Source organism: Actinoplanes aureus (assembly GCF_015704865.1).
In the GTDB taxonomy this organism is placed as follows: Bacteria; Actinomycetota; Actinomycetes; order Mycobacteriales; family Micromonosporaceae; genus Actinoplanes; species Actinoplanes aureus.
The window spans coordinates 174,618-186,122 of the sequence record NZ_JADQTO010000003.1 but is presented as its reverse complement, the minus strand read 5'-3'; the positions used below and the strand labels follow the sequence as shown (position 1 = coordinate 186,122).

At 72.3% G+C, this 11,505-nt stretch carries 10 protein-coding genes; 4 read left to right on the top strand and 6 right to left on the bottom strand.

What is annotated here, in order from left to right:
• Window positions 1–14 precede the first annotated feature (14 nt).
• Entirely contained in the window at window positions 15–1,898 is a 1,884-nt protein-coding gene (locus tag I4J89_RS06770; RefSeq protein ID WP_196412974.1) for a zinc metalloprotease, read from the bottom strand.
• A 61-nt stretch (window positions 1,899–1,959) separates the two neighbouring features.
• Here I4J89_RS06770 and I4J89_RS06765 point away from each other — a divergent pair, with 61 nt between their 5' ends.
• Together I4J89_RS06765 and I4J89_RS06760 are read left to right on the top strand one after the other, a co-directional pair.
• Entirely contained in the window at window positions 1,960–2,745 is a 786-nt protein-coding gene (locus tag I4J89_RS06765; RefSeq protein ID WP_196412973.1) for an ABC transporter ATP-binding protein, read from the top strand.
• Window positions 2,742–4,727: a hypothetical protein gene (locus tag I4J89_RS06760; RefSeq protein WP_196412972.1), complete on the top strand. Its 1,986-nt coding sequence runs from the start codon at window positions 2,742–2,744 to the stop codon at window positions 4,725–4,727. Before I4J89_RS06765 ends, I4J89_RS06760 begins: the two co-directional genes overlap by 4 nt.
• A 286-nt stretch (window positions 4,728–5,013) precedes the next feature.
• On the opposite strand, the gene I4J89_RS06755 is transcribed toward I4J89_RS06760, so the two are convergent.
• Both I4J89_RS06755 and I4J89_RS06750 read right to left on the bottom strand, forming a co-directional pair.
• Window positions 5,014–5,649 (bottom strand): maleylpyruvate isomerase family mycothiol-dependent enzyme, encoded by a 636-nt coding sequence (locus I4J89_RS06755; protein ID WP_196412971.1) that lies wholly within the window; start codon window positions 5,647–5,649, stop codon window positions 5,014–5,016.
• A complete protein-coding gene (locus I4J89_RS06750; RefSeq protein ID WP_196412970.1) occupies window positions 5,646–6,215 on the bottom strand; it encodes a TetR/AcrR family transcriptional regulator in 570 nt (189 codons plus the stop codon). The genes I4J89_RS06755 and I4J89_RS06750 overlap by 4 nt, the downstream gene beginning before the upstream one ends.
• A gap of 23 nt (window positions 6,216–6,238) precedes the next feature.
• Between I4J89_RS06750 and I4J89_RS06745 the strand changes: the two genes are divergently transcribed.
• Window positions 6,239–7,447 (top strand): amidohydrolase family protein, encoded by a 1,209-nt coding sequence (locus I4J89_RS06745; protein ID WP_196412969.1) that lies wholly within the window; start codon window positions 6,239–6,241, stop codon window positions 7,445–7,447.
• Between the two features lie 69 nt (window positions 7,448–7,516).
• Here the strand turns inward: I4J89_RS06745 and I4J89_RS06740 are convergent, their stop codons facing one another.
• Together I4J89_RS06740 and I4J89_RS06735 are read right to left on the bottom strand one after the other, a co-directional pair.
• A complete protein-coding gene (locus I4J89_RS06740) occupies window positions 7,517–7,909 on the bottom strand; it encodes a hypothetical protein (RefSeq protein ID WP_196412968.1) in 393 nt (130 codons plus the stop codon).
• 82 nt (window positions 7,910–7,991) lie between these two features.
• The gene (locus I4J89_RS06735) at window positions 7,992–8,960 is read right to left on the bottom strand and encodes an aldo/keto reductase (RefSeq protein WP_196412967.1); all 969 of its coding nucleotides are present in this window, start codon (window positions 8,958–8,960) and stop codon (window positions 7,992–7,994) included.
• A gap of 104 nt (window positions 8,961–9,064) precedes the next feature.
• On the opposite strand from I4J89_RS06735, the gene I4J89_RS06730 reads away from it, so the two are divergent.
• Window positions 9,065–10,003 carry a helix-turn-helix domain-containing protein gene (locus I4J89_RS06730; RefSeq protein WP_196412966.1) on the top strand — a complete coding sequence of 313 codons (939 nt, stop codon included), beginning with the start codon at window positions 9,065–9,067 and terminating at the stop codon, window positions 10,001–10,003.
• 148 nt (window positions 10,004–10,151) lie between these two features.
• Here I4J89_RS06730 and I4J89_RS06725 read toward each other — a convergent pair whose 3' ends face one another.
• Window positions 10,152–11,504 (bottom strand): nitrate/nitrite transporter, encoded by a 1,353-nt coding sequence (locus tag I4J89_RS06725; RefSeq protein ID WP_196412965.1) that lies wholly within the window; start codon window positions 11,502–11,504, stop codon window positions 10,152–10,154.
• Between the last annotated feature and the right edge of the window lies 1 nt (window position 11,505).

The following is an 11,505-nucleotide window of genomic DNA, read 5'->3' as shown; positions in this document are numbered from 1 at the left end:
TCACGGTCTCCCGGTCACGGCTTGTTGCGCGGGCTTCCCGGCTCGAGCGAGTCGATGAACTCGTGCGGTTCGGCGGTACGCGCGTCCGCGGCCTTCATCGTGCTCGCCACCGACCCGGTGTCCACACCCGGGATGCCGGCCACGATGTAGTAGGCCTTCTCGGCGAGCGCGTACGCCGCCCGGTACTCGTGCGCGGCGAACGCCTTGGCCGCCAGGCCGAGCAGCCCGTCGGCGGCCGCCAGCGCGGTCCGGCCCTTGCCCTTCGGTACGGTCGCCGCCAGCCGGTTCGCGGCCTCCCAGTACGCCGCGGTCAGGAACCGGTCGCTGTTGTCCCGGTCGAACTGGCTGAAGTCCCAGTTCAGGTCGATGTAACTCATGACCGAGTTGCTCTCGTCGCCGGCGTTGGCGAAGTAGAAGTCGCCCACCGCCTCGTAGTTGACGCCGGTGGTGCTGTCGTAGCCGTCGTGCGGGTGACTCAGGCCCAGGTGGTGGCCGACCTCGTGGATCTGGGTGGTGGTCAGGCCGTACCCGGCTTCGACGATCTCCGGCGAGACGAAGTTGAAGACGTAGGTCTGGTCGCCGGTGACGTAGTCGTCGTCGGCGAACCCGAGCAGCCCACTGCTCTGGTTCGGGCCGACCGCGTAGTTGAAGATCGGCAGCTCGTAGTCGACCTTGCCGGTGTCGTCGAGCACCTCGTCCAGGTGCTCCCGGTTGTACAGGTACAGGTTGGCGAACGCCGGGTAGCCGCTGCCCGGGTAGCAGGACTCCTCGGTCAGGAAGCCCTGGTAGCAGGCCAGCGCCTGGCCGGTCAGCGGGAGGTCCTGCCGGTCGTGGCTGAACCGGTTGCGCCAGCGCAGCTCGGAGAGCTCCCCGACGAGCAACGACGGGGTGAGGTACTGCTCGTCGGCGTCCACGCCGGGCCAGCCCTCGTAGGTGTTGTTGTCCAGGTTGATGGTCTTCGGCGGCTCCGGGGTGGGCAGCTCCACCGGGTAGAGCGGCGAGCTGGTGAAGAGCAGGTTCACCGCCACGTACCGGGTGATCTTGCCGAGGTCGCCGGCGAGCGCGGCCGGCGACCGGTAGCCGCCCGCCGTGTACTCCCAGATCGGCGGCATCCGGTAGTCGGCGGTGCCGTCGCCGTCCACGTCCGGGTTGTCGACGTCGTAGTTGCCGGTCCACTCCTCCGGGCCGGCCGACAGGTCGTGGAACCAGACCCGGCGGGTGCTGCCCAGGCCGGTCTCCTCGTCGTCGGCCGTGGTCCCGCCCCAGGCGATGATCTTGCGGCTCTCCCGCTGCACGCCGAAGTCGTAACCGGTGTCCGGGTCCGGCTCGCCGGTCTTGGTGTAGATGTGGTGCTTGAAGTCGGAGCGCCCGTACCAGTTGATGAAGAACACCGTGTTGCGGCGGGTGTCCACCCCGGCGGGCGGGTGCAGGGCCAGCCACTTCTCCACGCTGGGCGCGTCGATCGTGTGGTTGCCGGTCACGTCCAGCACGTTGTTCCGCTGGGCGTTGTAGGCCTGCTGGGACAGTGCCAGCGGGGCGGGCCGGGCGAGCTTCGAGAGCTGGCGGAAGAAGGCATCCTCGTAGGACTTACCGGTGTAGGTGAGCCGGTAGTCGTACTTGTAGGTGATCCCCAGCTTCTCGGTGACGTCGTAGTAGAGCCGGGAGCGCACCACCGGCTCGGACGACCCGGCCAGCTCGGCGAGGAAGCTGCTCTTGGCGACCTGCGCCGGCTCATAGCCGACGAAGACCACGTTGACCGGCACCTTCTCCACCAGGCGGGGCTGGCCGCCGGGGTCCAGGTGCCGCAGTGCCGGCGCGCCGGCAGCGGCGGCGGGTCCCGCCGAGGCCATCGCCAGAGCCGCGACGAGCGTCACGATGAACGGGCTTCTCCATCTCATGTGGACACGCTGCCATCAACAGCAGCCAATGGCTACCCCCATCGATCCGGGCGATCACACTATGCTCAGGGCCGTGCCCCCCGCTGCGTTGGAAATTCGTGGACTGTGCAAAACATTCGGGACGTTTCGGGCGGTGGACCGCCTTGATCTGACTGTCAGATCAGGGACCTTCCACGGGATGGTCGGACCCAACGGCGCCGGCAAGTCGACCACCATCGGGATGACGGTCGGCCTGGTCAGTCCGGACGCCGGCGAGATACGCATCCTGGGGCACGACGCGCTCGCCGACCGCGGCCGCGCACGATCACTCACCGGCGTCCTCCCTGACGGCCTCGACCTGCCCGAGCGCCTCACCGGCGCCGAGCTGCTCCGCTACAGCGCCGGACTGCGCGGCCTGCACCGCACCGCCGCCGCCGACCGGGTCGCCGAGCTGATCGAGGTGCTCGGCCTGGCGAAAGCGGCCGGCACCCCGCTGGCCGACTGCTCCACCGGCACCCGCAAGAAGGTCGGCCTGGCCCAGGCGCTGCTGCACGCGCCCCGGCTGCTGGTGCTGGACGAGCCGTTCGAGGCGGTCGACCCGGTCTCGGCGGCCACCATCCGCCGGGTGCTGCGCCGCTTCGTCGACGGCGGCGGCACCACCGTCCTGTCCACCCACTCGATGCTGCTGGTCGAGCAGATGTGCGACGAGGTCACCGTCGTCCACCAGGGCCGGGTCGTCGCGGCCGGCCCGGTCGCCGAGGTCGCCGCCGGGCAGAACCTCGAGGACCGCTTCGTCGAACTGGTCGGGGCCGACGCCTCCGGCAGCGAGGGGCTGGACTGGCTCACCACCCCCGGAGAGCAGCGGTGAGCACGACCGGAATTGCGGGCCCCGGCCCGCTGGTCACCCTCGGTGCGCGGGTCGCGGTGCCGGCCCGGATGCGGACCGCCATCCTGCGCCGTTCGCTGCGCGAACATCCCGGACCCGCGGTGGCCGGTCTCTGCGGCCTGCTCGCCGCCGTCTGGCTGATCCGGTACGCGGTACGCGGCGACCAGCACACCCTCTCCATCCTGGCCGGCACCTGGGTGCTCGGCTGGATCGTGCTGCCGCTGCTCCTCGGCGGTGGCCGCGGCCGGATCCGCCCGTCCCACCTGCGGCTGGAGCCGATCGGCGGGTTCGCCGCCGCGGCCGGGCTCCTCGCCGCGTCCGCGGTCGGCATCGGACCGGCCGTCTCCCTGGTCGCGCTCACCGCCCTCCCGGTGCACGCCGCCCGGTACGGTCCGCGCGCCTTCGTGATCACCGCTTTCGGCGCGCTGCTGCTCTGGCTGATCGGCCTGATCGGCTCGGCGGTGGCCCTGGAAGCGGTCGGCCACGCGGGCGGCCCGGCCGGCGCGATCCTCACCGGAGTCTTCACCGGCACCGTGATGGGCGTGCTCGGCTCCATCTGGGCGGTCGCGCCGTGGCTGACGCTGCTGCTGGTGGCCGGCCCGCCGGGCGAGGTCGTGCACACGATGCGTTTCGTACCGAGCGGCTGGCCGATCTCGGCGGTCCTCGGCCCGCCCGACCGCCGCTTCTGGATGCTGTCCGGCCTTGTCGCGCTGGTGCTGCTCTGCGCGGTGGCGTACGTCGCCCTGGTCCGCCGGTCGCTGAGCGGCACGGCGGGCTTCCGCCCGAAACCTCCCCGCGGCACGCTGACGCCAGCCAAGGCCGGCGGGGATGCGGCCGCGCGGCCGGTGCTCTCCGGCGTGGCCGCGCCTCCGGCCCCCGCGGCGGACTCTCCGCCGGCCGGCAACGGTGTCACGCCCTACTCGGTGCTGCTCCCCCGCGAGACCGCGACAACAAGGCGGTCCGATCGCGCGGCCTGGCTGCCGGCCCCCGTGCGGGCGGTCGCCGGCCGCGAGCTGCACACCTGGGCGCGGCACCCGCTGCGCCTGCAATACCTGGCGTTCGCCGTGGTCTACGGCGTGCTGCTGGCCGGGCTGCCGCTGCTGGCCGATGTGGACCTGCTCGCACCCTGGGCAGGTGCTCTGACCGTGCTGTGGGCGGCGGCCATGTCGGCCGGGCTGGTCGGTCTCGACGGCACCGCCCTGTGGCTGCCGTTCACCACCCCGGGCGGGGAACGCGCCGAGGTCCGCGGGCGTGCCGTGGCCTGGCTGGCCCTGGCCGTTCCGATCGCGCTGCTGCTCACCCTCGCCGGTGTGCTCACCGCTCCCGGCGTCGACCCGTTGCCCGCCCTCACCGTGCTGCCCGCGTTCCTCGGAGCCGGTGCCACGTTCCCGGTGTGGGTGTCGCTGCTGCGGGTCCGCCCGGTGCCGGACCCGCGCCATCCGACCGCCGCCGACAACCCGACCGACATCATCAGCGTCCTGGTCGCGGCCGGCGCCGGCCTGGTCGCCGCGGCACCGGGATTCGCGCTGCTGGTCTGGGGTCCGGACGGGTTGCGCTGGCTCGCCCCGCTGGCCGGCCTGGCCTGCGGCGCCGCCGCCTGGTGGGGTGGCGTCTGGCTGGCCGACGACCGGCTGGCCCGGCACCGCACCGAGGTGCTCACCGCGGCCGGCCAGCGCACCCGCCCACCCGAACCGCCGATCCCGCTGACCTGGGACGCCGACTGGTACCGCGAGAACCGTGCGACGGCGTGGGCCCTGATCCTGCTCACGGTGGGCTGGATCCCGGTGATCCCGCAGGGCCTGATGGTCCTGGCCTTCGGCATCGACGGCGGCTGGATCATCGCCTCCCACCTGGAGGGCGCGGCGCGCACCGGAGTCGCGCTGGCGATGGTCGCGCTGGGCGGGGCGATGCTGCTGACCGGGCTGGTCCTCTGGGGCCGCCGCCCCGGCCGAGCCGAGGCCTGACCCCGCGGAGTGGCCTGAGCACGGCCCGGCGGTCGCGCGGATGCCCGACGGCGCAGCGCGACCGCGCTTCCCCGCGGTCGCGCCGAAGCCCGGAGCCGCGGCTCGACCGCGCGACCCGGCGGTGTTTCCCGGCGGTCGCGCTGGGGCCGGAGCCGCGGCTCGACCGCGCGACCCGGCGGTGTTTCCCGGCGGTCGCGCTGGGGCCGGAGCCGGCTGCTTGCTCGCGCGGGACGGCGGGGACGGCGCCGATCCGGCGGGACGGCCGGTGCGCGTACCCCGCACGGGTTTACGCAGTTTGCGAGCGTGCCGCCAGAAGCGCCGCGCCGGGCCCGGTGAGCTGGGGCAAGGCGACCGTGCGGCCGGTGCTGACCAGCAGCAGCGCCGCGATCGGGCCGCGCACCTCCGGGCCGTCCCCGTAGGACCAGCCGATGTCGGTGGCGGTCAGATGGAGGCCGGCGACCACGCGCACCGATGGGGGCGGCGGCGGGATGCGCATGGTCAGCACCCGGCGGGTGGCGACGGCCGCCGCCTCGGGCGGCATGGGGTGCGTGCGGCCCAGCGGGATGGCGATGTCCTGGCTGTGTACGAGCAGGTCGATGAGGGTCTCGACCGGGGTGACGCCGAAGTTGTACCGGCGTGCGGCGGCGGTGTCGCGGATGTCCGCGACGATCTGGGCGGGAGTCAGGGCGGCCGCCTGGCGCCTGGCGGCGGCCTGGATGGTCGGGTGCATGCCGCCCTTCCAGTGGCGCACCAGGCCGAACACGTCCCGCAGCCGCAACTGCTGAAGGGTGAGATGGGCGGCGACGTCGCGCACGGTCCAGCCGTCGCAGAGGGACGGATGATCCCAGTCGGCGGGTTTGAGGTCGTCCAGCAGGTCGGCGACGGCCAGTCGTTGGCGGTGGATCTCGGGCCAGGGATTCATGTCGGCACCTTCGTCCGGAAGACGGCTGTGACCAGCGATGTGAACTGCGAAGAGGGGTCGAAGGCGGGGTCCGGCACGGCGAGCTCGTGCAGGACCACGCCGGTCCAGTGGTTCATGATGAGCGGCGCGTGCCGGTCCGGGTCGGTGGAGCCGGCGAGGCGCAGCCAGGTCATGAAGTAGGCGTTGACCCGGGCGCCGGTGGTCAGCAGCCGGGCCCGGATCGACGGGTGGATGCCGGCCTCGACGAGGATCGCGTACCGCGCCAGGGTGAGGGTGCGGTGCGGGCCGACGGCGTCGTGGGCCATCCGGGTGATCACCTGGGCCAGTTCCTCCGGCCCGGCCGGGGCGGCGCCGACCACGAGACTCTCGAAGTTGCGTCGCTCCCGGTCGGCGAACCTCTCGACGACCGCTTCGAGAAGCGCGTCGCGCGTCCGGAAGTGGTTGGAGCAGGAACCGGACGGCAGACCCGCCGCGGCGTCGACACGCCGGTGGGTGAGCCCGTGCACGCCGGACGTGCCGAGCACCTCGATCGCGGCGTCGAGCAAATCGTCTCTTCTGTTCCCCATGCCGCCACACTACCATCGTAGTTATGGAAACTACAGACGTAGTGAGGCGGGCGTTCCGGGCGGACACCGCGTTCGACGGCGAGCGGATGCTTCCGGGCGGGGTCCTGGTCCTGGTCGAGGACGGCAGGTTCGCGGCGGTGGCGCCGGCCGGCACTCCCCCGCCGCCGGGCTGGGAGCTGGTGTACGAGCCGGGCACCACGCTGCTCCCCGGGTTGATCGACGCGCACACCCATCTGTGCGGCAACAGCGCGCCGGACGCCCTCGACCGCCTGCCGCACCTCTCCGACGCCGAGCTCGACACCACCGTCGACGAGGCTCTCGCGATCAACCTGGCGGCCGGGGTGACCGCTCTGCGTGACCTCGGCGACCAGAACTGGGCCGTGGTGGACCGGCACCGCGATCGGCCCGGCCGCCCCGCCGTGGTCGCCTCCGGACCGCCGATCACCGTTCCGGGCGGCCATTGCGCGACGATGGGCGGCGCGGCCCGTGGAGCCGGGGACCTGCGCCGGGCGGTGCGGGAACGCGCCGAACGCGGCGCCGGCCTGGTGAAGATCATGACCACCGGCGGCATGATGACGGCCGGCACCGACGTCCGCGCCTGCCAGTTCAGCCTGGAGGAGCTGCGTGCGGTGGTCGACGAGGCGCACCGGCTCGGGCTGCCGGTGACCGCGCACGCGCACGCCCTGCCGGGCGTGGAGCAGTGCGTCGCGGCCGGGGTGGACGGGATCGAGCACTGCACGTGCCTGGGTCCGGACGGCATGCGTACGCCACCCGGGCTGGCCACCGCGATCGCCGCCGCCGGGATCGTGGTGTGCCCGACCGTCGGCACCGACTTCGGGCCGGCCGCCGTGCCACCGCCGGAAGTGACCGCCCGCCTCGCCGAGCTCGGCTTCTCACTGGCCGACGGGCTGAAGCATGTCGGTGACCTGCACCGGGCCGGCATCACCCTGATCAGTGGAGTCGACTCGGGCATCAACCCGTTCAAGCCGCACGGCTTCCTGCCCGGATCGGTCGCCGCGCTTGTCGACTGCGGCGTGCCGGAGGTGGACGCGCTGGCCTCGGCGACCGGTCTCGCCGCCGACGCCTGCGGCCTGACCGCCCGGACCGGCCGGCTGCGCGCCGGTCTCGACGCCGACCTGCTGCTGGTTCGCGGGGACCCGAGCCGGGACATCAAAGCCCTGAGCGCGATCCACACCGTGGTCCGCGCCGGCCACATCGCCGCTCGGCCGTGACGAGAAACGGCCGGAGGCCGCACCCCTGTGAAGGAATGCGGCCCCGGGCCGGATCAACTCAACCGCGACTCAGTTCTTCTTCCAGTCGTGGCCGCGCTGGTCGTCCTTCTGGTGTCCGTCCCAGTCGTGGCCACCGCCCTGGTGCCAGTTCCAGCCGTAGTAGACCTTCAGCGCCCAGTCCCCACGGTGGAAGCCACGCCACACCTGGAAGCACTGGTAACGCTCCCAGCTGTCCTTCCACACCCCGACCCGGCCCAGCCTGTGACAGGTGCGCGGGCTGCGGTAGAACCCGACGATGCGGTCCCGGCGCTTGGCGTCCTGCTGCTTGACGGCAGCCGGCTTCGCGCTGACCCGCGCATCCGACGGCGCGGCGGAGGTGGCCGCGGCCGGGCCGGCGGCCATGCTCAGCCCGGCGGCCACCGCCACGCCCGCCATCAGGAACGAACGCGTGAACTTGTTCATGTGATCACCGTTTCGAAAGAAATGGTCAATCCGGACACGAGTGATCATAAGGTCGAAACCGGGCATGCTACGTCGACACGCCCTACCAGGCCCACGCCTCCGGGCCGACTCCCGCCGGCGGGAAGATCTCGTCCAGTGCGGCGAGCGTCGCGTCGTCCAGGACCGTGGTCAGCGCGGCCACCGGGAGGTCCAGCTGCGTCGCGGCACGGGGTCCGAGGATCGGCGCGGTCACCTCCGGCCGGGACAGCAGCCAGGCGATCGCGACGGTCACCGGGTCGAGGCCGATCCGCGCGCAGAGATCTTCGAAGGAGGAGATCGCCGCCCGGTGCGGTTCCACCCGGTCCGGCGCGTGCAGGACCGCGCGGCCCGGAACCCCGTCGCGCTGCTTGCGGAGCGCCCCCGAAAGCGCTCCGAAGTGCAGCGGCGAGTACGGCAGGATGCCGATACCGAGGTCGGCGGCGGCCGGCAGCACCTCCCGCTCGACGTCCCGCTGGATCAGGTTGTACCGGCACTGCTCGGACACGATGCCCAGGTAGTGGCGCCGGTCCGCGGCCTCCTGCGCGCGGACCAGGTGCCAGCCGGCGAAGTTCGACGACCCGGCGTACCGGATCTTGCCCTGCTGGGTGAGCGTCTCCATGGCCTGCCAGATCTCCTCCCAGCCGGTGTTCCGGTCGACGTGGTGCATCTGGAAGAGGTCGATCCACTCGGTACGCAGCCGGCGCAGCGACGCCTCGCACGACGCGATGATGTTGCGGGCGGACAGGCCGCGGTCGTTGGGCCCGTCGCCCATCGGGGCGTACACCTTGGTGGCCAGCACGATCCGGTCGCGGTGGCCGGACTTGTCGAACCAGCTGCCGATGATCTTCTCGGTGAGGCCGCCGCCCTCGTCGCCGTACATGTTGGCGGTGTCGACGAAGTCGATGCCCTGCTCCACGGCGTGGTCGAGGACGGTGTGGCTGTCCTGCTCGTCGATCTGCCAGCCGAAGTTCATGGTGCCGAGACAGAGGCGGCTCACGGTCAGGCCGGTACGGCCCAGGCGGGTGCGTTGCATGCCGCGGACGGTAGGCGGCGGACCGCGCCGGCCGGTAACCGTTCGACCGTGCTCGAATGCGGGCCGCGCTGCCCTCCCCACGGTGCGAGGGGTTCAATGGTCGGGTGATCGAGCTCGAGTTCGGCCCGGCCGACCTGGCCGGGCTGCGGTTCGCCCACTCGCCGATGGCCGAGGTGGTGGCGAGCGTGTTCGCCCTGCGCGGCGGGGTCTGGCCGCATACGTCATGGCGCTCCCGGGTGACGCCGATGCTCCAGCGGTGGCCAACGTTGCGGGCCGTCCTGCTCGGACCGCGCGGCTACGCTCCGGACTTCCTGACGCCGGTGCCGCGGCGCGCACGGCCCACCCTGGACGAGGAACTCGCAGTGGTCGCGGCGACTCCGCTGGACGTCGTGGTGGAGCAGGTCACCGCGGCCCGGCCCGGGCTCGAGTGGTTCGCGCGCGATCCGCGTACCTCGCTGGGTCTGCTTCTCACCGAGATCCGCGCCTACTTCGACGCGGCGATCGCGCCTGTCTGGACCCGGCTGCGCTCGGCGGCCGAGGCGGAGGTGGCGGCCCGGTCCCGGGACGCCGCCGATCGCGGCGCCCGCGCCCTGGTCGAGGCGCTGCATCCGCGCCTGGCCTGGGACGGTTCGGCGCTGCTGATCCGCTACCCGGACAAACACGGAAGGTGGGGCCTGGGCGGACCGGACCTGACCCTGCTGCCGACCGGATTCGCCGGCGACCATGTCTACGCCCTGCACGATGAGCCGGGTTGCCGCGCGCTCTGGTATGCGCCGCGCGGCTTCGGCAACCTCTGGACGCCGGCGCCCGAGCCGTCCGCCGCGCTGGCCGGCCTGCTGGGCCCGACCCGCGCCGCGGTACTCACCCTGCTGGCCGCCCCGCACAGCACCGGCCAGGTGGCCGACCGGCTCGGCCTGGCGGCCGGCACGGCCTCCCATCACCTCACCACATTGCGCGACGCCGGCTTGATCGCCGCCGGCCGCGAGGGCCGCCGCCTGCTCTACCAGCGCACCCGCCTGGGCGACGACCTGACAACCGGATAAAACCCATTCCCGGTACGCGTCACGAAGAGTCCCGCCGATCCCGCGCGATCTTTGCCGGCGCGGGGCCGCAGCGCGACCACCGGGCTGAAGCACGGCATGGGGCGGCCCGGGTGCGCTGCGGCGCACCCGGGCCGGAGGGGGGCCGAGCTCAGACGGCGATCTTGGTACGGGCCCCGGCCCGCAGGTAGACCGCCCAGGTGACCAGCACGCACAGCGCGTAGAAGGCGATGAAGCCGATGTACGCGGCGTCGGCGTCCTTGTAGGTCAGGAACGACTGGCGGAAGGCCAGGTTGACCAGCACCCCGCCGACCGCGCCGATCGCGCCGGCGATGCCGATGACCGCGCCGGAGATGCGGCGGGCCTGGTGTTCGTCGCCGGCGTACTTCTGCTTGAAGATGGCCGGGATCATCTTGTAGGACGAGCCGTTGCCCAGGCCGCTCAGGACGAACAGCGAGATGAAGCCGACCAGGTAGAGCGGCAGCGACCGCTGCTGCGAGGCGATCAGCACGATGGAGGCGCCCACCGCCATCGCGATGAAGTTGACGAAGGTGACCTTCGCACCGCCGAGCCGGTCGGCGAGCGCGCCGCCGAACGGGCGGATCAGCGAGCCCAGCAGCGGCCCGAGGAAGGTCAGGTAGGCGGCCTTGATCGGGGTGTTGAAGGTGTCCGCGAACTGCACCTGGAGCACCTGCCCGAAGGCGAACCCGAAGCCGATGAACGAGCCGAAGCTGCCGATGTACAGCAGCGACATGATCCAGGTGTGCGGCTCCCGGGCGGCGTCGCGCATGCCCCGCTTCTCGTTGCGGGCCTGGGTCAGGTTGTCCATCTTGAGCGCCGAGGCGACCACCGCGATCACGATGAACGGGATGTAGATGCCGGCCACGATGCCCGGGTTGCCGGCGCCGAAGACGGCCAGGACGAACAGGCCGATCAGCTGGGCGACGGCCACACCGAGGTTGCCGCCGCCGGCGTTGATGCCGAGCGCCCAGCCCTTGAGCCGGTCGGGGTAGAAGGCGTTGATGTTCGCCATCGAGGAGGCGAAGTTGCCGCCGCCGACACCGGCGAGCGCGCCCAGGATCAGCAGGGTGGAGAACGAGACGCCCGGCTGGATCAGGAAGGCCGCCGCGAACGACGGGATGAGCAGCAGCGACGCACTGATGATCGTCCAGTTGCGGCCGCCGAAGGTGGCCACCGCGAACGTGTACGGGATCCGCAGCGCCGCGCCGACCAGCGCCGGAACCGCGGTGAGCAGGAACTTCTGGGCCGGGTCGATGCCGTACTCGGGGCCGAGGAAGAGCACCAGCACGGACCAGAGCGTCCACACCGAGAAGCCGATGTGCTCGGAGAAGATCGAGACGATCAGGTTGCGCTTGGCGATCGCGGAGCCACCGTTGTCCCAGAACTCGCGGTCCTCGGGCCGCCAGTCGTCGATCCAGTGTCCCCGGATGGTCGCGGCTGCCGGGCGGGCATCGGTGACGGTCGGAGGAAGGGTCGCAGTCACA

Bases quoted from the DNA above. Each gene is read 5' to 3' on its own strand.
- I4J89_RS06770 (WP_196412974.1), bottom strand. From the start codon at position 1,898: ATGAGATGGAGAAGCCCGTTCATCGTGACGCTCGTCGCGGCTCTGGCG.
- I4J89_RS06765 (WP_196412973.1), top strand. From the start codon at position 1,960: ATGCTCAGGGCCGTGCCCCCCGCTGCGTTGGAAATTCGTGGACTGTGC.
- I4J89_RS06755 (WP_196412971.1), bottom strand. From the start codon at position 5,649: ATGAATCCCTGGCCCGAGATCCACCGCCAACGACTGGCCGTCGCCGAC.
- I4J89_RS06750 (WP_196412970.1), bottom strand. From the start codon at position 6,215: ATGGGGAACAGAAGAGACGATTTGCTCGACGCCGCGATCGAGGTGCTC.
- I4J89_RS06745 (WP_196412969.1), top strand. From the start codon at position 6,239: ATGGAAACTACAGACGTAGTGAGGCGGGCGTTCCGGGCGGACACCGCG.
- I4J89_RS06740 (WP_196412968.1), bottom strand. From the start codon at position 7,909: ATGAACAAGTTCACGCGTTCGTTCCTGATGGCGGGCGTGGCGGTGGCC.
- I4J89_RS06735 (WP_196412967.1), bottom strand. From the start codon at position 8,960: ATGCAACGCACCCGCCTGGGCCGTACCGGCCTGACCGTGAGCCGCCTC.